The sequence below is a fragment of the Streptomyces sp. NPDC026575 genome (genome assembly GCF_055567415.1).
In genome coordinates, this window is record NZ_JBVHQM010000041.1 from 1 (window position 1) to 21,991 (window position 21,991).

Annotated in this window: 11 protein-coding genes; 10 read left to right on the plus strand and 1 reads right to left on the minus strand. The window is 72.8% G+C overall.

The features are described from left to right. Positions 1-269: 269 nt before the first annotated feature. On the plus strand, positions 270-2,348 hold the full coding sequence (locus ACZ4NB_RS35890; protein WP_467667237.1) for a SpoIIE family protein phosphatase: 2,079 nt from the start codon (positions 270-272) through the stop codon (positions 2,346-2,348). 45 nt (positions 2,349-2,393) lie between these two features. Here ACZ4NB_RS35890 and ACZ4NB_RS35895 read toward each other — a convergent pair whose 3' ends face one another. After that, positions 2,394-3,395 carry a Ppx/GppA phosphatase family protein gene (locus ACZ4NB_RS35895; RefSeq protein ID WP_467667238.1) on the minus strand — a complete coding sequence of 334 codons (1,002 nt, stop codon included), beginning with the start codon at positions 3,393-3,395 and terminating at the stop codon, positions 2,394-2,396. 403 nt (positions 3,396-3,798) lie between these two features. Here ACZ4NB_RS35895 and ACZ4NB_RS35900 point away from each other — a divergent pair, with 403 nt between their 5' ends. The 9 genes from ACZ4NB_RS35900 to ACZ4NB_RS35940 all read left to right on the plus strand — a co-directional run bounded on the left by ACZ4NB_RS35900 (position 3,799) and on the right by ACZ4NB_RS35940 (position 21,965). Next, positions 3,799-10,998, plus strand: coding sequence for an amino acid adenylation domain-containing protein (locus ACZ4NB_RS35900; protein ID WP_467667239.1), 7,200 nt, complete (start codon positions 3,799-3,801; stop codon positions 10,996-10,998). 4 nt (positions 10,999-11,002) lie between these two features. Then, positions 11,003-12,172 carry an FAD-dependent monooxygenase gene (locus ACZ4NB_RS35905; protein ID WP_467667240.1) on the plus strand — a complete coding sequence of 390 codons (1,170 nt, stop codon included), beginning with the start codon at positions 11,003-11,005 and terminating at the stop codon, positions 12,170-12,172. 239 nt (positions 12,173-12,411) lie between these two features. Continuing rightward, entirely contained in the window at positions 12,412-13,677 is a 1,266-nt protein-coding gene (locus tag ACZ4NB_RS35910; protein WP_467667241.1) for an APC family permease, read from the plus strand. Positions 13,678-13,957: 280 nt separating this feature from the next. Further along, positions 13,958-15,517 (plus strand): sensor histidine kinase, encoded by a 1,560-nt coding sequence (locus ACZ4NB_RS35915; RefSeq protein ID WP_467667242.1) that lies wholly within the window; start codon positions 13,958-13,960, stop codon positions 15,515-15,517. 3 nt (positions 15,518-15,520) lie between these two features. Then, complete coding sequence (locus ACZ4NB_RS35920; RefSeq protein WP_384427578.1) at positions 15,521-15,925, plus strand: roadblock/LC7 domain-containing protein; 405 nt, start codon at positions 15,521-15,523, stop codon at positions 15,923-15,925. Further along, positions 15,922-16,275, plus strand: coding sequence for a DUF742 domain-containing protein (locus ACZ4NB_RS35925; protein WP_467667243.1), 354 nt, complete (start codon positions 15,922-15,924; stop codon positions 16,273-16,275). Before ACZ4NB_RS35920 ends, ACZ4NB_RS35925 begins: the two co-directional genes overlap by 4 nt. After that, a complete protein-coding gene (locus ACZ4NB_RS35930; RefSeq protein ID WP_467667244.1) occupies positions 16,256-16,876 on the plus strand; it encodes a GTP-binding protein in 621 nt (206 codons plus the stop codon). Before ACZ4NB_RS35925 ends, ACZ4NB_RS35930 begins: the two co-directional genes overlap by 20 nt. Continuing rightward, positions 16,873-18,150, plus strand: a complete 1,278-nt coding sequence (locus ACZ4NB_RS35935) for a cytochrome P450 (protein ID WP_467667245.1) — start codon at positions 16,873-16,875, stop codon at positions 18,148-18,150. Before ACZ4NB_RS35930 ends, ACZ4NB_RS35935 begins: the two co-directional genes overlap by 4 nt. Positions 18,151-18,899: 749 nt before the next feature. After that, positions 18,900-21,965 carry a non-ribosomal peptide synthetase gene (locus ACZ4NB_RS35940; RefSeq protein WP_467667246.1) on the plus strand — a complete coding sequence of 1,022 codons (3,066 nt, stop codon included), beginning with the start codon at positions 18,900-18,902 and terminating at the stop codon, positions 21,963-21,965. Positions 21,966-21,991 lie beyond the last annotated feature (26 nt).

The window sequence follows — 21,991 nt, forward strand, 5'->3', positions numbered from 1 at the left end:
CGCTATCGAGACGCTCCGGCGCCTTGCGATGCACCGCACCAGACGCCGCGGCCTTTCCGACCCCGACCCATCGGACAGGCCCTAGGTGTATTGACGGTCGCCGCCGCGGGCCGTCCGCCCTCGGGCCGCCGCAGTGGGGGAGAGGCAGAATCGAAGCAAGGGCAGCCGCGAGTGTCCGGCCCGCGCCCGGTCCGAGCCGGGAAGCGACCCACCATGCCCGCAAGCCGTCACCCCCACCCGGACCTCGCTCGCCGGAGGGAGGACCGGGGATGACCACCGCCGACCCGTTCGGCCCCATGGGCGACCACCAGCCGACCCCTGTGGCGACACAGCCGAGCGGGCTGCTGGATCTGCTCGGTGTCGCGGCGGTGCTGCTGGACGCCGAGGGGCGGATCGTGCTGTGGAGCCCGCAGGCCGAGGAGCTGTTCGGCTACACCGCCGATGAGGCCCTGGGCCGCTTCGCGGGCCGGCTGCTGGTCCACGAGCGGCATCTGGACCTGGTGATCACACTGTTCACCGAGGTGATGGGGACCGGCCAGAGCTGGGCCGGGGCCTTCCCCGTACGGCACAAGGACGGCAGCACCCGCCTGGTGGAGTTCCGCAACATGCGGCTGCTGGACGACCGGGGGGACTTCTACGCCCTGGGCATCGCCACCGACGAGGCGGTCCTGCGCCAGGTGGAGCGGGATGTGGCCCTGTCCACGAGGCTGGTCGCACAGTCCCCGATCGGGCTGGCCGTCCTGGACACCGACCTGCGGTATCTGGCCGTCAACCCGGCGCTGGAGCGGATCAACGGTCTGTCCGCCGGGGACCACCTCGGCCGGACGGTCCCCGAGGTGCTGCCGTTCCTGGACGCCGACGAGATCGAGGGCGCGCTGCGGCAGGTCCTGGAGACCGGCGACCCCCTGGTCGACCAGTACACCCTGGGGCGTACCGCCGCCGACCCCGACCACGATCACGCCTGGTCGGTGTCCTACTACCGGCTGGAGGACCCCGGCGGGCGGGTGCTGGGGGTGGCCGGCCTGGTGGTGGACGTGACCGATCGCCACCGCGCGACCACCGAGGTGGCCCGCGCCCGGCGCCGCCTCGCGCTGCTCGCCGACGGCTCCGCCCGTATCGGCACCACGCTGGAGGTGGAGCGCACCGCCCGCGAGCTGGCCGAGGTCGCCGTGCCCGAGCTGGCCGACGTGGCGGCCGTGGACATCCTGGACTCCGTGCTGGAAGACCGCCCGCCCCCGGCCCCCGGCACCCGCCAGGCACGTTTCCGGGCCCTCGCGGTCAAGGCCGCCTACCCCACCGAGGCGGTCCGCGCCGCCGACCCTCCGGGCCACTTCGCCAGCTACGGGCCCGAACGGCTGGCCACCCGGTGCGTACGGACCGGCCGCCCCATCCTGATCCCGCACGTCGACGAGGACGACCTGGCGCATATCGCCCGGGACCCCGAGGCGGCCGCCCTCCTTTCCCGGGCCGGTATCCACACCTACCTCACGACGCCGCTGATCGCCCGCGGCGAGGTGCTGGGCGCGCTGGGCCTCACCCGTGCCCGCAACCCGCTGCCCTTCGACGAGGACGACCTCACGCTGGCCGGTGAACTGGCCGACCGGGCCGCGGTGTGCATCGACAACGCCCGCCTGTACCAAGGCCAGCGCAACGCCGCCCTCACCCTCCAGCGCAGCCTGCTCCCGGCCCGTCCGCCGCAGCCGTCGGGCCTGGAGATCGCCACCCGCTACCAGCCCGCCGGCACCACCAGCGAAGTCGGCGGCGACTGGTTCGACGTCATCCCGCTCGTCGCGGACAAGACCGCGCTCGTCGTGGGCGATGTGATGGGCAGCGGCATCGACGCCGCCACCACGATGGGCCGGCTGCGCACCGCCTCCTCCACCCTGGCCGACCTCGACATCCCGCCGACCGAGGTACTGCGGCACATCGACAAGATCACCGCCGACCTGGACCAGTACGCCACCTGCGTCTACGCCGTCTACGATCCGCACCGCGCGGCCTGCCGCATCGCCGTCGCCGGACATCTGCCCCCCGTCCTGATGCGGGCCCGGCGGCCGCCCGAACTGCTCGACCTGCCCACCGGTGTCCCCCTCGGGGTCGGCGGCGTCCCCTTCGAGTCCACCACCTTCGACCTGCACCCCGGCGACCAACTGGTGCTCTACACCGACGGGTTGGTCGAGAGCCGCCGACACGCCATCGACGCGCGCCTGGACCTGCTGTGCCGCCTGCTCGCCGACCCCGACCCCACCCTGGAGGACACCTGCGACCGACTCCTGGAGACCCTGCGCGACCCGGAGGACCACGACGACGTCGCGGTCCTCATCGCCCGCGCCCTGCCCCGGCCCTGACCCGCATCCGGCCCCGTCCCGCGCCACCGGCCGCCGACCGGTGGATCACCCGGCGGGCCCATCGTGCCGGGACGCGTCGTCGAGCACGCCGAGGCGTTCGAGCAGCAGCCCCTCGCGCGTGGACCAGGGGCAGATCTCGACGCTCGCCACCCCGCACGCCTCCATGAGGCCCTCGGCGATCAGCGCGCCCGCCAGGGACTGCTCGGCTCGGTGCCGGGAGATGCCCGGCAGGGCGCCCCGTCGGTCCGGGGCGACATCGGCCAGCAGGCGGGTCGCCGCGCGCAGCTGGTGCAGGGTCAGCTGCCGCCCCGTTCGCTGCGGTTCGTCGCAGGCGGCGCCGGCGAACCGGGCGAGCTGCTCGAAGGTCTTCGAGCAGGCGAGGACGCGGTCTCCCGGCGCCGCCCGCGGCACCCCCGGCTCCAGGCTCAGACAGTGCCGCAGGTGACGGCGGACCTCGGCCAGCCGCCGCCCGGAGGAGGCGATGCCGCCGGGCAGCAAGTCCCGGGTGATCCGGCGGGCGCCCAGCGGCAGCGAGCGGACGACACGGGGCTGGCCGCCCGTTCCCGAGGCGATCTCCACCGTGCCGCCGCCGATGTCCAGGACCAGCAGGGGGCCCACCGCGCAGCCCGTCCACTGGCGGGCCGCCACATAGGCGAGCCGGGCCTCCTCCTCGCCGGGCAGCACCCGCAGCAAGGTGCCGGTGGCGCGGGCCACCCGCGCGATGACCTCCTCGCGGTTCGGGGCGTCCCGGATGACGGAGGTGGCGAACGCGAACACCTCCGGCAGGCGCAGATGCGGGTCCGCGGCGGTCGCCTCGGCCACCGCGCGCTGCACGCTCCTGACCCCGGCCTTGCCCAGCCGCCCCTTCCGGTCGAGGGTCTTGTGGAGTCTGAGCCGCACCTTGTGGGAGAAGACCGGTTCCAGTACCGCCCCCTGCCACCGCACCACGGTGAGCAGCGCACTGTGGCACCCGACGTCCAGCACACCCGCCTGCCGCATCCAGCCGCCTTTCCGGATCTCGCCGATTCGACCCCACTCCGTAATCATGATGTCACTTTCCGTGCCGACGTGCAGGGGTGGTGCCGAATATTGATGGGCCGCACTGAATATCGATAAAGCGCGGCCGCAGCGACTCGCAGGCACATCACAGGCGGGCCGCAAGCGACCTGCAGGTCTGCGAGTTCTTGGCCAGTGCTGTTTTCGGACAACTTTGCGCACGGTGCGATCGCGGTGTGCGGAAGCGTTTCCAGGGCTCGGTCGACGAGTGGATCGACGTAATTCCGGATCTGGTAAGTGCGGCTGGTGGTGTCCGCTCTGATTGGCGGGTTTGTGTCTTTCCTTTTCCCCTCCCCTCGATGCGTCCGACGTGACCGGACATGCGGGGATGCATGATGTCGATCATGTTGGGTACTCGGCTGCCGGTGCGGCCCGTGGGAGAGGGCAAGGACGCGTGAAAGAGCAATCACCGATATCACTGACGGCTTATCAGCGGGACATCTGGGTCGCTGGCCGCCAGGAACCGGAATCACCCCAGTTCAATTGTGTACTCCATGAGCGACTACAAGGTGACGTGGACCACGAAGTTCTTGTCGACTGTGTTGAGCGCGCATTATTCCGTCACGAGAGTTTGCGGCTGCGCTTCGGCGAAAGCGCCGGCACGCCCCATCAGTGGGCCGCGCCCGAAGGCGTCCGGGTCGAGCGGCTCGATCTGACGCAAGAGCGCGAACCGGCCGCGGCGTGTGAGGGGTGGATACGGCGATCGCTGTCCCGCGCCCTGCCGCTCATCGACCGGCCGATGGTCGAGGCGACCCTGCTCCTGGAGAGCCCGACCGTCACTCATCTGCACATCAAGGCGCACCACATCGTCGCCGACGGCTGGGCGGTCAACCAGCTGAGCCGGGAGATCCTGGAGGACTACGCCCGGGTGACCGGCGGCCGCGCGGACGCCGGGCTCGCCCCGTCCTCCTACCTCGCCTTCGTCGAGGAGGAAGCCGCCTACCGGGCCGGCGCCGAAGCCGACCGCGACCGGGCCTTCCACCGCGAAGCCCTGGCCGGCGTGGAGCCCGCGCTGTTCGCCCGTTCCGGACGCACCGGCGAGCGCTCCCGGCACTCGTTCGTGATCGAGGGCGCGCTCGTCGACGGGATCCGCGCCGCCGGTTTCTCACCGTTCACGTACCTGGCCGCCATGTTCGGCACGTATCTGACGCGGGTGCACCGCAGCGGGGAGGCCGTCCTCGGCATCCCCTTCCTCAACCGGCCCGACGAGCGGCACCGGGCGGTGCCCGGCCACTTCGCCAACACCCTGCCGCTGCGGGTCGCCGCACCCGGCGGCCGCACCGTGCGGGAAGCGGTCGCCGCCACCCAGCGCGCGACCCGCGACCTCCAGCGCCACGAACGGCTCTCGCTCGGCGACGTACTGCGCCAGCTGCCCGCGTCGGCCGAGGGCCCGCGCCGGCTCTTCGACGTGCAGATCTCCTATATGCGCTGGCCCCGCCCGGACCAGATACCCGGCGTCGCCCGCGAGACGTCCATGATGGCCCCCTCGCACGAGCAGGACGCGCTCAGCGTCATCGTCTCCGCCTTCGACGACACCGCCGATCTCCACATCGACCTGGAGTACGCCTGCGACGTCTTCGACGAGGACCTCCCGATCACCTCGGTCGCCGGCCACCTCAAGACGCTCGTCGCACAGGGCCTGACCGACCTTGACCGCCCGCTCTCCGAGGTCGGGATGCTGGAGCCCGCCGAGTACGACGACCTCACCGCCGTACGCAGCCACGGCCCGCGGGTGCCCTACGCCCACCACGCCACCCTCCACGCGCTGTTCGAGGCGCAGGCCGTCCGCCGCCCCCGGCAGACCGCCGTCATCGGGGCGGCGGGGGAGAGGCTGACCTACGCCGAACTCGACGAGCGGGCCAACCGGATCGCCCGGGCCCTGCGGGCCGAGGGCGTCGGCCCGGACGACCGGGTCGCCCTCATGATGGAGCGGGGGCCGCAGCTCCTGGCCGCCCTCCTCGGCGTCCTGAAGTCCGGTGGCGCCTATGTGCCCGTGGACCCCGGCTACCCCGCCGAACGGGTGGCGTTCCTGCTGGCGGACAGCCGCGCCAAGGTCGTGATCGTCGACGGCGGCTCCCCCGTCACCGAGGCCGCCGAGGGGATGACCGTACGGCGCATCGACGACCTGCTCCAGGGCAGCGGCGCCCCGCTGGAACCGGTCGCCACCTCCCGCGACCTGGCCTACGTCATCTACACCTCCGGTTCGACCGGCCGCCCCAAGGGCGTGATGGTGGAGCACCACAGCGTCGTCAACCGGCTCGCGTGGATGCAGCGCCGCTACCCGCTGGGCGAGCACGACGTCCTGCTGCAGAAGACGCCGGTCTCCTTCGACGTCTCCGTGTGGGAGCTGTTCTGGTGGGCCGTCGAGGGCGCGAGCGTGGCGCTGCTGCCGCCCGGCGGCCAGCAGGACCCGCGCGAGATCCTGCGCACCGTCCGCGAACAGCGGGTCAGCGTCGCGCACTTCGTCCCCTCGATGCTCGGCCCCTTCCTCGACCTGCTGGAGGAGTCGCCCGAGGCCCGCGAGGGCGCCCGCTCGCTGCGCCAGGTCTTCTGCAGCGGCGAGGCCCTGCCGGCCGCCCGCGTCGAGCAGTTCCAGCGCGTCTTCGGCACCGATCACCCGGCGCGGCTGGCGAACCTCTACGGCCCGACCGAGGCGACCGTGGACGTCTCGTACTACGACTGCCCGGCCGATCCCGCCCGGCCCGTCACGCGGGTGCCCATCGGCCGGCCGATCGACAACACCCAGCTGTACGTGCTGGACGCCGACGGCCGGCCGCAGCCGGTGGGCGTCGCCGGCGAACTGTGCATCGGCGGCGTCGGCGTGGCCCGGGGCTATCTGGACCGCCCCGAACTGACCGCCGAGAAGTTCCTGCGCGACCCCTTCGTGCCCGAGGGCCGCATGTACCGCACCGGCGACCTCGCTCGGTGGCTGGCGGACGGCACCCTGGAGTACCTCGGCCGGATGGACGGCCAGGTCAAGATCCGCGGCAACCGCGTGGAGCTGGGCGAGGTGGCGGCCGCCCTCGGCTCGGTCCCCGGCATCCGCGACGCCCTCGTCGTGGACCGCACCACCGCCGACCGCGGCACCCACCTGGTCGGCTACTACGTCGCCGACACCGCGCACGACCCGGTCCGGCTGCGCGAGCGTCTCGCCCGGACCCTGCCCGGCTTCATGGTCCCGGCGTACTTCCTGCCGATCGACGCCATTCCGCTCACGCCCAACGGCAAGGCCGACCGCCGGGCGCTGCCCGCACCTCAGGACGGCCCGCACACCGAGGACACCGCGGCGCGCGAGACGGCCCGCACCCCCGTCGAGGCCGCGCTGGCCCGAATCTGGGCCGCCGTGCTGGGGCGGGAGACCGTCGGGGTGCACGACGACTACTTCGCGCTCGGCGGCGACTCGATCCTGATGCTGAAGGTGCGCGCCGCGGCCGAGGCCGAGGGGCTGCGCTTCTCGCTCACCGACCTCGTCCGCAACCCGACGGTGGCGCAACTGGCCGCCAAGACGGGCGACGCCACTGGGCACGCGGGCGACGCCGCCCCCGCACCCTTCGCCCTCGTCTCGCACGTGGACCGGGCGGGCCTCCAGGGCGCCGAGGACGCCTTCCCGCTGACCCGGCTCCAGCTCGGCCTGCTCTACCACAGCCGCCGCCACGAGACCTCCGCCACCTACAAGGACGTCTTCCAGTACACCCTCGAACTGCCCTGGGACGAGGGCGCGTTCCGCGCGGCGTTCCAGCGGCTGGTGGCACGGCACCCGGCGCTGCGCTCCGCCTTCGCCCTGGCGGGCTTCTCCGAGCCGCTCCAGGTCGTCCACCCCGAGGCGGACGGCGGCCTGGACGTCGCGGACCTGCGCTCCCTCGAACCCGGTGCCGCCGACGCCGAGATACACCGGCACATCGAGGAACGCCGCCGGCACCCCTATGTCCTCGACCGGGCGCCGCTGTACCTCTTCCGGGCCCATGTCCGGCCCGCATCCGTCGACCTGGTCCTCAGCTTCCACCACGCGCTGCTCGACGGCGGCAGCGTGGCCACCCTCGTCGGCGAACTCCTCCAGGACTACGCGCACGGCCTCGGCCTGGACACCGGCCCCGTCGACACCCCCCGGCTGCCCTCACCCGCCGCCCACGTACGCGACGAGCAGCAGGCCCTGCGCTCGGAGGAGACCCGGCGCTACTGGCAGCAGAAGCTGGCCGGCAGCGAGCCCCTGCAGATCGAGGCGTTCGGCCCGCACCTGCCGGGCGGCGAGGGCACCGAGCCCTCCGCGCGCCGGGTCGAGCTGCCCGACGCGCTCACGGCGGGGGTGCGGCGGTTCGCGGCCGAGCACACCGTGCCGGTCAAGTCCGTGCTCTTCGCCGCGCACTGCCTGACGCTGGCGATGCTCGCCGGCACCCGCGACCTCACGACCGGACTGGTCACCCACGGGCGGCCCGAGCTGGCACACGCGGAGCGGATCGCCGGCCTCTTCCTCAACACCGTGCCGCTGCGCCTCGACGCCGCCCACGACAGCTGGCTCGACGTGGTGCGCGAGGCATTCCGGCAGGAGCAGGACGGCCACGACCACCGCCGCTACCCGCTCAGCGCCATCCAGGAGGACCACGGCGGCCCGGTCCTGGACACCGCCTTCAACTACGTCCACTTCCACCAGCTCGCCGAGATCCTGCACCTGCCGGGCCTGCGGCTGCGGGACTTTCGCACCTGGGAGGAGACCAACTTCCGCCTCCTGGTCAACGCGGTCACCGAACCGGACGGCGGGCGGGTGTGGCTGCGCATCGACTGCGACGGCGCCACCTTCTCCGCCGACCAGGCCGAGCTCTTCGCGGACGGGTATCTGAAGATCCTCCGGCGGATGGTGGAGGAGCCGCACACCGAGCCCGACTTCGCCTTCCTCGCCCGGCCCGCGGCCCTCGCACAGGCCACCGCCGCGCCCACCGTCGTCACCCGCTTCGCCGACCAGGCGGCGCGCACCCCGCAGGCGACCGCCCTGGCCGCAGGCGAGGAGCGGTGGAGCTACCAGCGGCTCGACGAGGCCGCCGGGCACGTGGCCGGCCGGCTGCGGGCACTGGGCGCCCCGCTGGAGGCCCGGATCGGCATCGCCATGGACCGGTCGCCGCAGACCATCGCCGTGATCCTGGGCGTCATGCGGGCCGGCTGCGCGGTGCTGCCGCTCGACGTCGGCTACCCCGCTCAGCGACTGGCCGCGATGCTGGAGCAGGCCAGGCCGTTCCGCGTGATCGCCCACGCGCCCTACGCCCACCTAGCGGGCGACCCCGCGCTGGTGCTGCCCGCCGAATCGGTGACCGTGCCGTCCCCGGCGTCCGAGGGAGAGTCGGCGGACGTCCCGGGCCCGGACCTCACGCCGGACGCCACCGCGTATGTGCTGTTCACCTCCGGCTCCACGGGCCGGCCCAAGGGCGTCGCGATGCCGCACCGTTCGCTGGGCGCCCTGGTGGACTGGCAGATACAGGCGCCCAGTTCGGCCGCCGGCGGCGCGACGCTGCAGTACGCCCCGCTGAGCTTCGACGTCTCCTTCCAGGAGATCTTCTCCACCCTGTGCTCGGGCGGTGCGCTGCACCTGGTCAGCGACGGCGAGCGGCGCGATATGCCCGCACTGCTGCGCCGGATCGACAAGGAGGGCGTCGAGCGGGTCTTCCTGCCCTACGTGGCGCTCCAGCAACTCGCCGAGACCGCGGACGCGTTGGGCATCACCCCGCGTGCCCTGCGGGTGCTGATCTCGTCCGGCGAGCAGCTGCGGGTGACCGGGGAGATCCGCCGGCTGTGCGCCGCGCTCCCCGGCGCCGTATTGGAGAACCAGTACGGGCCGACCGAGACGCATGTCGCCACCGCCTTCACCATGGCCGGGGACCCGGCCGCGTTCCCCGCGCTGCCGCCGATCGGGTACGCCATCGACGGCGCCGAGGTGCACGTCCTGGACGACCGCCTGCGCCCGGTTCCCGCCGGCGCACGCGGTGAGGTCTACCTCGGCGGCGCCTGCCTGGCCCACGGCTACGAAGGCCGCCCCGACCTGACCAAGGAGCGCTTCGTCCCGCACCCGTTCGGCGGCGAGGGGCAGGTGCTCTACCACACCGGCGACCTCGGCCTGGTGCTGTCCGACGGCGCCGTCGTCTACGCGGGACGCGCCGACGCGCAGGTCAAGGTCCGCGGCTTCCGCGTCGAGCCCGCCGAGGTGGAACTGGCCCTCACCGCCCTCGCCGAGCACTACCCGCCGCTGCGCGACGCCGCGGTCGTGGCACGGCAGCGCGAGAACGGCGACACCTTCCTCGCGGCGTTCCTCGTCGGCGACGGCGCCGAGGACGACCTGCCCGGCATCCGCGAACGGCTGCAGTCCACACTGCCCGAGCACATGGTGCCCTCGCATCTGCAGTGGACCCCGCGGCTGCCGCTGACGCCCAGCGGCAAGCGGGACGACGCCGCACTGCGCAAGGCACCGCTGACCACCGCCGCCGGCCCCGACGACACCGCGCCCCGCGACGACTACGAACGCGCGCTCGCCGAGATGATGGCGGACCTGCTGCACCTGCCGTCGGTCGGCATCCACACCGGCCTGTTCGACCTGGGCGGCACCTCGCTGACCGCGATGCGGCTGGTGGTGCAGATCGAGCAGCGCTACGGGGTGACCATCGCGCTGTCCGAGTTCATCGCGGCGCCGACCGTGGCCGGACTCGCGGCCCGGCTCCGCAACGGTGACGCGGTCGCCGCCTTCGAGCCCCTGGTGCCGATCCGCCCGAACGGCAGCCGCCCGCCGCTGTTCATGGTCCATCCCATGGGCGGCAACGTGCTGTGCTACGTCCGCTTCGCCCGCCATCTCCCGGCCGACCAGCCGCTGTACGCACTCCAGGCGGCGGGCGCGGACCCGGGCACCACGCCACTGGGCAGCGTCGAGGAGATCGCCGCCAGCTATGTGACCGCACTGCGCACGGTGCAGCCGCACGGCCCGTACACCATCGGCGGCTGGTCCTTCGGCGGCTTCGTGGCCTTCGAGATCGCCCGCCAGCTGCGCGCGGCGGGGGAGGAGATCAACCGACTCGTTCTGCTGGACACCACCGCGCTGAGCCCGGGGCCGCGCACCCGGCACGACGACGACGCGCTGCTGGGCTGGTTCTTCTGGGAACTGCTGTGGCTGGAGCGCGGCGGCGGCTCCCCGGTGGAGGACATCCCGGCGGAACTGACCACCGTCGAGGAGAAGTTCGACTTCATCGCCCGGCTCGCCGGCGAGGCCGGTGTGCTGCCGGCCGGCAGCTCGGGGGCCGTCATCCGCCGCCTCTTCCACGTCTACCAGGCGAACTGGCAGGCGGCACTGGACTACCGGCCCCAGGACGAGCACCTGGAGCCCACCCTGATCCGCGCCATGCAGCCGCTGCCGGACGTCCTCGCCGAGATGCACGGCGCCGCCCGCACCCGCCATCAGGACGCCCAGAACGGCTGGAGCACGATGACCGACGGCCCGATCAACGTCGTCAGCGTCCCCGGCGACCACTTGACGATCATGGAGGAACCGTACGTGGAACACGTGGCGAAGACCGTCGCCGAACTGATCCGGACCGACCGGTCCGCAGCGCGTGAGGAGAGCTGACGAGATGTCCCAGAAGCGTGTGAAGGCCCTCGTGGCCGGAGCCGGCATAGGCGGACTCACCTGCGCCCTCGCGCTGCGGCGAGCCGGCCTCGACGTCGAGGTGTTCGAACGGGCCGGCGAGCTGCGCGCCGCCGGATCCGGACTGTCGGTGATGAGCAACGCCATCGCCGCGCTCGCCACCCTCGACATCGATCTCGGACTCGACAAGCGCGGCCGGATCGCCGAGTCGTTCACCATCCTGGACCACCGCGGCGAGCTCATCAGGGATCTGCCGTTCAAGGAGGCATGCGACAACGTGGGCGCGCCCAGCGTCTGCCTGAGCCGCTCGGACCTCCAGGAAGCCCTGCTCGACCAGATGGGCGACCCGATCCACCTCGGCGCCGCCGTCACCGGCTTCGACTCCGACGACACCGGCGTCACGGTCCGGCTGGAGGACGGGCGCGAGGTGCGCGGCGACATCCTCATCGGCGCCGACGGCTTCCACTCGGCCGTCCGCCGGCAACTCGTGGGGCCGGGGGAGGACTCCCAGGACAGCGGCTACGTCTGCTGGCTGGGCATCGTCCCCTTCCAGCACCCCGTCATGGCCCCGGGCGCCGTGCACCACTACTGGGGCAGCGGACAGCGCTTCGGCCTCATCGACATCGGCCACGGCCGCTACTACTGGTGGGGCACGAAGGAGATGCCCGCCTCCGAGTCGCACGACTGGCAGGGCACCAAGGACGACATCACCCTGGCCTACGCGGACTGGGCCGAAGAGGTCCGGGCGGTGATCGAGGCCACCCCGAGCCAGGACATCCTCGCCGTGCCCTCCCGCGACCGCGTCTTCCTGGAGCGGTGGGGAGCGGGCCGGGTCACCCTGCTCGGCGACGCGGCCCACCCCATGCTCACCACGCTGGGGCAGGGCTCGTGCATGGCCATCGAGGACGCCGTCGTCCTGGCGCACACCCTCGCCGAGCCGGCCGCCGCCGCGGACCTGCCGGGCGCCCTGCGCAGGTACGAGGACCGGCGGCGCGAGCGCACCCGGATGATGGTCGGCGCCTCCCGCTCGCTGAGCGACATGGAACAGGCGGTCACCCCCGCCGAACGGCAGGCCCGTGACGACTACTTCCGGCAGGCCCCCCGGGAGGAACTCCTCCGCCGGAACGAGGAGGCCATGACCTTCCCCGGCGTCTAGCCGACCGGACCGCACCGAGCGACGCCGCCGCCCGGACCCGCCACCGGGTCCGGGCGGTGCCGTTTCCGTCGCCCGCCGCGCACCGGCCCGGCGGCCTTCGACGGCGGCCCCCGCAGACCGGGTCCCGCACGACCGGGTCCCGGACAGGGGTGCCGGGCGGCGGCCCCGGGCACATATCGTCTCCCGACGCCAGTTTCCGTCCACGCCGGATGCCCGCCGACGTCTCCGAGGAGCGCGCCATGAACACGCCATCGATCGGCTCCGGTAGCCCGGAGGAGCTGCAGCGGCGGCTGGGCCTCTTCGACGCGGTGGTGATCGGCCTGGGGGCGATGATCGGCGCCGGGATCTTCGCCGCCCTGGCACCGGCGGCGCACGCGGCCGGGTCGGGGCTGCCGCTCGCCCTCGCCGTGGCGGCGGTGGTCGCGTACTGCAACGCCACCTCCTCGGCGCGGCTGGCGGCGCGATACCCGGCGTCCGGCGGCACCTATGTCTACGGCCGCGAACGGCTCGGGGACTTCTGGGGATACCTGGCCGGGTGGGCGTTCGTGGTCGGCAAGACCGCCTCCTGCGCGGCGATGGCACTGACCGTCGGCTCCTACGTATGGCCGTCCCAGGCACACGCGGCGGCGGTGGCCGCCGTGGTGGCGCTGACCGCCGTCAACTACGCCGGGGTGCAGAAGTCCGCCTGGCTCACCCGCGCGATCGTGGCCGTCGTGCTGGCCGTGCTCGCCGCGGTGGTGTGCGCCGCCCTCACCTCCGGCGCGGCGGACGCCGGCCGGCTGGACATCGGCGGCGACGCCACGTTCGGCGGGCTGCTGCAGGCGGCGGGGCTGCTGTTCTTCGCGTTCGCCGGGTACGCCCGAATCGCCACCCTCGGCGAGGAGGTGCGCGACCCGGCCCGCACCATTCCCCGCGCCGTGCCCCTCGCCCTGGGCATCACCCTGCTCGTCTACGCCGCTGTCGCGGTGGCGGCGCTGACCGTATTGGGGAGCCGGGGGCTGGCGGCGTCCACCGCCCCGCTCGTCGACACGGTCCGCGTGGCGGGCCTGCCCGGCCTGGCGCCGGTGGTCCGCGCCGGTGCCGCGGTCGCCGCGCTCGGCTCGCTGCTGGCACTGATCCTGGGCGTCTCGCGCACCACGCTGGCGATGGCCCGGGACCACCACCTGCCCGCAGCCCTGGCCGCCGTCCACCCGCGGTACAAGGTGCCGCACCGCGCCGAACTCGCCGTCGGCCTGGTCGTGGTGGCCCTCGCGGCGACGGTGGACGTGCGCGGGGCGATCGGGTTCTCCTCCTTCGGGGTGCTGGTCTACTACGCCCTCGCCAACGCCAGTGCCTGGACCCTCGCCCCGGACGGAGGACGCCGCCGGCGCGCGGTGCCGGTACTCGGCCTCGCGGGCTGCCTGCTGCTGGCCTTCGCCCTGCCGCCGTCCTCGGTGCTGTCCGGTGCCGCGGTCCTGGCCGTCGGCGCGCTCGCCTACGGTCTGCGCCGTAAGGCCACGTCCTAGCTCTTGCGGAAGTGGCCAACACCACTGCCGCAGAGCCGCCGTTCGGGCACGGGGCGTGTGATAACCGTCTCAGCCCGTACCGCGGGTAGTGGTGCGACCGTGACTGGTGATCAATTCTGGTTACACTGTTACCAGTTGAGCACAGAGGAGAGCGGCGATTCTCCTTGCATTCAACTAATGGTTTTGTTAACGCCTTGAGTGGGTCAGGTAGGGCCGACACCGTCGTCACCGCTGCGCCGTCACCCACACGCCTTGCAGTTCACCGCGATTAAGGATGTTGATGGTTCGCACTGCGTCGTCACCCGGAGGCTCTCGTTCCGGCTCCGTTGCGGCGTGGTCGGCACCCGCTGTCGTGGCGGCCGTGGCGACGGTGGTCGCCGCGGTGCTGGTGCCGCCCGCGGCCACCTGGGCGGTGATCTGGTGCGGCGTGGTCGCCACGGCCGTCATCGCGGTCCTCTCGGCGGCGGTGGCACGCCGCGGCCGGGCCCTGTCCGAGCTGCGCGCCACGGCACTTGAGCGCGAGTCGCTGCTCGCCCAGCATCTGCGGCAGCAGGAGGCGGCGACGATCCGGCTGGCCGAGCAGCAGCTCCCGGTGGCCGTCAGCAGGCTCCAGGAAGGCGAGTTCGCCGAGGACGTGCTGCTCTCCCTCACCGTCGAGGACAACGGCCTCAGCCCGCAGTTCCGGGCGGCGCACGAGGCGCTGCTGCGCTCGGTCGTCGAGGCGGTGCAGGCCGAGGAGTCCATGCGCGACTCCGCGCAGCGCGGTGTGGTGAACGTCGCCCGACGCGTCCAGGCCATCGTCCACCAGCAGGCGACGGACCTGCGCGCGATGGAGGACCGGCACGGCCAGGAGCCGGCGTTCTTCGCCGACCTGCTCCGGCTCGACCACGGCACGGCCCTGATCGGCCGCCTGGCCGACAGCATCGCCGTCCTCAGTGGCGCCCGCCCAGGACGCCAGTGGAGCAAGCCGGTACCGCTCTACAGCGTGCTGCGCGGTGCGATGTCCCGGATCCTGGACTACCAGCGCGTCGAACTGCACTCCGTCGCCGAAGTCGCCGTCGTCGGCCCGGCCGTCGAGCCGCTCATCCACGCACTGGCCGAGCTGCTGGACAACGCCACCCGGTACTCGCCGCCCAAGACCCGCGTCCATCTCACGGCGGTGGAGGTGCACATGGGCATCGCCATCGAGATCGAGGACGGCGGCATCGGCCTCAGCGAGGAGGCCCGCGCCCGGGCCGAGCGGATGCTGAACGAGGCCCGGGCCGGGATCGACCTCAAGGACCTCGGCGAATCGCCGCGACTGGGCCTCGCGGTCGTCGGCCGCCTGGCGCGGGCCTACGACTTCCAGGTGTCGCTGCCGCCGTCGGCCTACGGCGGGGTGCGCGCCGTACTGACCGTCCCGAAGGCGTCCATCACCACCGCGCCCGCACCGGGCAGGGCGCACGGCATCGGCGCCTCCTCCGGTCCGCGGACGGCACCGTCCCCCAGCGCCACCCAGCCCGCCGCGCCGGCGCCCGAGCGGACACCGAGCACACTTCCCGCGCCCCGGTCCATCACGGAGGTCCCCGGCGCAGTCGCTGCGTCCGCCCCCCTGGACCGTGCCGAGGAGCAACACACCGGGACCGAGGTGACGGCCAGCGGCCTGCCGCAGCGGCGTCGGCGCTCTGCGAACTCCGCCGCCCGCAAGGCGGCCGCCGCCCGGCCGGGCCCGGCGGCGACGGCGCACGAGGAGCCGGCGCCCGGCGTCTGGATGGCCGAGCTGCGCAGTGGCCTCGCCGGCGAACGGTCGACGTCGGCGCCCGCCCGGACCAGCAACGACACGTCAGACAAGGGTGAGTAACCGATGTATCAGCGCGCGGACATGGACTGGATGCTCAAGGACCTCGCGGAGAGCGTCCCCCAGACCCGCCATATCGTGGTGCTGTCGTCGGACGGCCTGTGCATGGCCCGGTACGACACCTCCCCGGACACCGCCGACCGCCTCGCCGCCATCGGTTCCGGACTGCAGAGCCTCTCGGTGGCGGTGGCCTCCGAATTCCCGCACAGCGACGGCCGGATGAGAATGGTCGTCATCGAGGTCAGCGGCGGCTTCATGTACCTGATGGCCGCCGGTGCCGGTGCGCATCTGGCGGTGCTCGCCGACGAGGGCGTGGACGCCGGGCTCGTCGGACAGTGCATGCGCGACCTGGTGGCCCGGATAGGCGCCCACCTCACCAGCCCGCCGCGCACCGACGGGCGGACGGCGTGAGCGAATCCGATCAGGACTGGGACCACAGCGGTCCTGAGCGGTTGTACGTGATCACGGGGGGCCGGACCGGAAGTGAGGAGCAGGCCGAGCTCGACCTCGTCACGCTGATCGTCGCCCTGGAGGAGTCGCAGCCGGGTATGCAGCCCGAGCACGTCGCGATCCTCCGGGTCTGCCGGTCGCCGCTTTCCGTGGCCGAGATCTCCGCGCATTTAGCGCTACCCGCCAGCGTGGTCGGCGTGCTCCTCGCCGACCTCCTGACCGACGGGCGGGTGGAGGCCCGTGCGCCGGTCTCCAAACTTCCCGACATAGCACTGATTGAGGCGGTTATCGATGGTCTCCAGAAGCTCTGACCTCGTCACGGAGCCTCGGCGCGAGGACCAGCTGCCGTCATCGGCCTCCGCGGCGGTCAAGATCGTGGTCGTGGGCGGCTTCGGCGTCGGCAAGACCACGCTCGTCCGTTCGGTGAGTGAGATCAGGCCGCTGACGACCGAAGAGACGATGACGGAGGCCAGCACCGACGTCGACGACGTCTCGGGTGTGGAGCGCAAGACCGCGACCACCGTGGCCATGGACTTCGGCCGGATCAGCCTCAACGAGGAGCTGGTGCTCTATCTGTTCGGCACGCCCGGCCAGCAGCGGTTCTGGTTCCTGTGGAACGGCCTGTTCGAAGGCGCGCTCGGCGCCGTCGTCCTGGTCGACACCCGGCGTCTCGAAGTCAGCTTCGATGTGATCGGCCGCCTGGAAGAGGCCGAAGTGCCCTTCGTCATCGCCGTCAACGCCTTCCCCGACGCGAACTCCTACGACACCGAGGAGCTGCGCGGTGCGCTGGACCTGCCCGAGCAGGTGCCGATCGTGGTGTGTGACGCCCGCCAGCGGTCGTCGAGCCGGGACGTCCTGATCACACTGATGCGCTACCTGCGCTCCTCCGCCCAGACTTCGGAGCCCAATTGACCGCCAACTTCCCCGAGCACGCCGCCGCCGCGCACCTCGCGCCGCCGCCGGGCTGCCCGGCGCACGGCCGTGCCCCCGAGACCCTGTATCGGCTGCACGACGCCGACGTCCAGGCCGACCTCGTGGGTGTGCAGGAGGCCCTGCGCGCCGAGTACGGCCCGGTCGCACCGGTACTCGTCCACGGCGACCTGCCGGCCTGGCTGGTCCTCGGGCACCGCGAGAACCTGGAGATCCTGCGCACCCCGAGCGTCTTCTCCCGCGACTCCCGCCACTGGCGGGACATGGCCGAGGGCAGGGTGCCGCCGCACCACCCGCTGGCACCGATCACGACCTGGCAGCCGCTGTGCGTCTTCGTCGACGGTGAGGAGCACAAGCGGCTGCGCGGCGCCGTCACCGACAGCCTCGGGCGCTTCGAGTCCCGCGGCATCCGGCGCCATGTCACCCGCTTCACCGACCAACTGGTCGACCGGTTCGCCGCGACGGGACAGGCCGACCTGGTGGGCCAGTTCGCCGCCGAACTCCCGCTGCTCGTCATGACGCAGCTGTTCGGCATGCCGGACGAGCACGGACCGAGTCTGGCGGCCGCCGTCCAGGACGTGCTCAACGGTACGCAGACCGCCGTGGCCAGCAACGACTTCATCACCCGGACTCTGCAGCAGCTGGTCGAGCGCAAGCGCGCCGACCCCGGGCACGACTTCCCGTCCAAGCTGATCGAGCACTCCGCCGGCCTCGGCGACGACGAGATCCGCGAACATCTGCGCCTCATCCTCACCGCGGCGAACGAGACCACCGTCAACCTCATCGCGAACGCGCTGCGCATGGTGCTCACCGACCCGCGCTTCCGCGCGCATCTCACCGGCGGACATATGACGCTGCCCGATGCGCTGGAGCAGGTCATGTGGGACGAGCCGCCGATGATGACGCTGCTGGGACGCTGGGCGACCAGCGACACCCGGCTGGGCGAACAGGCCATCAAGGCGGGCGACATGCTGCTGCTCGGCCTGCGGGCGGCGAACGCGGACCCCGCGATCCGCCCCGACCTGACGGCACCCGTGCACGGCAACCGGTCCCATCTCGCCTTCAGCAGCGGACCGCACGAATGCCCGGGCCAGCACATCGGCCGGGCGATCGCCGACACGGCCGTCGACACGCTGCTCACCCGCCTGCCCGACATCCGGCTGGCCGTTCCCGAGACCGAACTGGAGTGGTCGACCTCGCTGATGTACCGCCACCTCGTCGCGCTGCCGGTGCAGTTCACGCCGAGCCGCCCTTAGGGCCTGTCCGATGGGTCCTGGCCGGGCCCGCGACGCCTGGCACGGCACCTCGCGGCGTTGCCGAAACATCCCGATAGCTCCGCTATCGAGACGCTCCGGCGCCTTGCGATGCACCGCACCAGACGCCGCGGCCTTTCCGACCCCGACCCATCGGACAGGCCCTGGCGCGACCGGTCGCCCTTCCCGAGCCCCGTGAGCGGGACCTCGTCAGCCATGCACCCCGGATGGCGAACGAGGCCCGCCCCCGGGGCATTTGGCGTGTCCTGGCCAGAGGACGCCTGGTCAAGAGTGAGCTTTGTTACGCCATGGCTTGACGGCAATCTTGTCTTAAAGTGATGCCGATGTGGGAAGTGATGCCGCAGAGCACAGATGGGGCATAAGAGCAAGACGGCTCGCCGAGGCTCCCGTAGAGGAAGGCGTCACGTGCCCTGGCAGGACGAAGAGCACCTGGACCACGTCTGCGGGCACCCCCCGGTGCTGCCCCTGACCTCGTTTCACGCGTTACGGGCGGCGGATGCGGAGCTGCGCGCCGCCGGCCCTGTGCGCCGGTCCCCAAGGTGTCGCGCGAGAGCGAGCTGACTCCCGCCCACGGCCCGGCAACCACAGCCGCGCCGTTCGTCCCCGGGCGGGACACCGCCGCACGGCCGACGGAATCCGTCCGCCCGCGCAGCCTCCGGCGCACCGCACACCCCCGCCCCCGGTGCTCCGCTGCCGCCCGCATCACCCCCATTCCCCCGTGTGGAGCTTTGATGAACACCAGCACGCCCTTCGCCACCACCTGGCAACGCGCCCAGGCCCCCGCCCAGGGCGCCTCCCTGCCCGTCCTCCTGGCCCGCCGGACGGCCCTGACCCCCGAGAACCCCGCCGTACGGGACGGTGACCGGACCTATGCGTACCGGGAATTGGACGACTGGTCGCAGTCCATATCGAGGGCGCTGTACGACCTCGGCATACGCAGAGGCGACGCCGTCGCTGTCCTGGGCGTCCGCTCATGGGAGGCGACGGTCACCATGGCCGGCATCCTGAAGGCGGGCGCGGTATGCGTCCCCGTGGACGCCCAGTACCCCTCGGCCCGCTCGGCGCAGATGCTCACGGACGCCCGCGCACGGCTGGCTGTCGCGCTCCCCGGGCACGCCTCCGCGGTGCCGGCGGACGGCGGCCCGGTCGCGTGGGTCGACTTCGACACCCTGATGGAGACCCGCCCCGGCCCGGTGGGCGACAACCCGGCCGCCGTCGAGCGCGTCCCCGACGACAGCGCGTACATCCTGTTCACCTCCGGCACCACCGGACGCCCCAAGCCGGTGGTCTTCCCGCACCGCGCCGTGGCCCGGCTCGCCACCGGGGCGAACCCCTGGTGCGCCGGCCCGGGCAAGCGCGTGCTGCAGACCTTCGGTCTCTCCTTCGACGGCGCCCTCTTCGAGACCTGGGCCACCCTGGTCAACGGGGGCTCCCTCGTCGTGGCCGAAAGGGACGTACTGCTCGACACGGACCGGCTGGATTCGCTGATCCGTACCGAAGGCATCACCCACGCCTTCCTGACCACCAGCCTGTTCCACCACACGGTGCGCAACCGCCCCGGGATCTTCGGCTCCCTGGACATGGTGCTGATCGGCGGCGAGGCGATGAACCCCGATCTGACGGCGGCGGTCTGCGCGGCCGGGCGCCCCCGCCACCTCATCAACGGCTACGGGCCCACCGAGGGCGGCATCATGGCCACGGCGTACGACGTCGACCACGTCGCGCCCGGTACGTCCGCCATCCCGATAGGGCGCCCGGTGGCCGGCAGCAGCTGCCATCTGCTGCGCGCCGACGGAACGTGGGCCGGCCCCGACGAGCAGGGCGAGATCTGCATTGGCGGCCAGGGCCTGGCCCTGGAGTACCTCGACCGGCCGGACGAGACCGCCCGCGCCTTCCTCACCCGGGAAACCCCCTCGGGCGAGACCCTCCGGCTCTACCGCAGCGGCGATCTGGGACGCCGGCGCCCGGACGGCACACTCGAATTCCTGGGCCGGGCCGACCGGCAGGTCAAGATCCGCGGCTTCCGCGTCGAACTGGAGCCGGTGGAGGCCCTGCTGTGCGGGCACCCCGACGTGGCCGAGGCCGCGGTGCTGGTCAGCGACCACGACGGGATAGGCAAGGGCATCACCGCCTTCGTCACCCCGGCGCGCCCTGACTGCCCCCCGGACCCGGCGGCCCTGCGCACCCACCTGTCGGCCCAGCTGCCCGCGCATGCGCTCCCCACCCCCATCACCCCGCTGGAACGCCTCCCCCTCACGGCCAACGGGAAGATCGACTACACCGCCCTGCGCACCGTGGCGGCGTCGTGCGCCACCCCGGGCGGAGCCGGGAAGGGCGCCGCCCACCACAGCGGCGACGCCGTCGCGGAGATCTGGGCCGAGGTGCTCGGCACACCGGTGACCGACACCACCAACTTCTTCGCCGCCGGCGGCAACTCGCTGCTGGCCGCCCACACGGTCACCCGCACCCTCGCCCGGCTCGGCCTCCCCGCGGAGCGCTTCACGCCGCTGCTGCAGGGCCTGCTCGCCGCCCCCGCGCTCGCCGCGTTCCGCTCGGCGACCTGCGGCTCGTTCGCCGCCCAAGGCGACTGCGCGGAGCCGGACTACGAGGCCGAAGCCCTCCTGGCGCCCCTTCCGCCCGCCACCGCCGGCCCCGCGCCCAGGCCGACCCGGGCCCGGCACATCCTGCTCACCGGGGCCACCGGCTTCGTCGGCGCGTTCCTGCTCGAACGGCTGCTGAGGGACACCGACGCCACCGTCCACTGCCCGGTGCGCGCGGCGGACGCACCGCAGGCGATGCGCCGCATACACGAGGCGATGGCGCGCTACGGCGTCCGGCTCACCGACCCCGGACGCATCCGCCCGATACCCGCCGACCTGGCCCGCCCCGCACTGGGTATGGCCGCCCCCGCCTTCGACCGGCTCGCGGACACCGTCGACCTGGTGGTGCACAACGCGGCGCACGTCAACTTCCTCTACCCCTACCGCCGGTTGCGCGGGGCCAACGTCGAAGCCGTCCGCACCCTCGTCGAACTGGCCGCTCCGCGACGCGTCCCCCTCCACTACGTCTCCACCACGGCCGTGCTCGCCGGAAGCGGCGTCGGCGGCGTACGGCACGTCGACGAGGCCACCCCGCTCAGCCACCCCGAACTGCTCAGCATGGGCTACCCCGAGACCAAGTGGGTCGCCGAGCGCATGCTCGGCCACGCCGCCGGCGCCGGGCTGCCGGTCACCATCCACCGCCCCTACGAGATCACCGGTCACAGCCGCACCGGCGCCTGGAACACCACCAGCGCCATCTGCGCCGTCTTCGACGCCATCGTGGAGATGGGGCTGGCGCCCGCGGTGCCGCTCCCGCTCGACCTGGTGCCGGTGGACGCGGTCACCGACGCCGTCGTCGGCATCGCCACCCGGCTCCCGCACCTCGGCGGCGTCGTCCATCTGACCAACCCGCGACCGGCGTTCCTCAGCGATATGGTCGACCGGATGCGCTCCGCCGGGCACCGCATCGACGACGTGAGCTACAAGGAGTGGACCGACGCGCTCGTCGCCCACGTACAGGCCCGTCCCACCTCGCCCGTGGCCCCGTTCACCCCGCTCTTCCTCACCCGGGCCAAGCAGGCCGGCTTCAGCGTCAAGGAGATGTACCTCGACACCGTCTTCCCCGAAGTGCGGCGCACCCGCACCGACGAGGTGTGGCCCTCGTGGACCGCGTCCTGCCCTCCGGTGGACGACGCGCTGCTGGACCACTACCTAGCCGCTCTCAAGCGCGACGGCCTCCTCAGGGGCCGCAGCTGAGCATCCCGCCCCCGGGACCGGCCCTC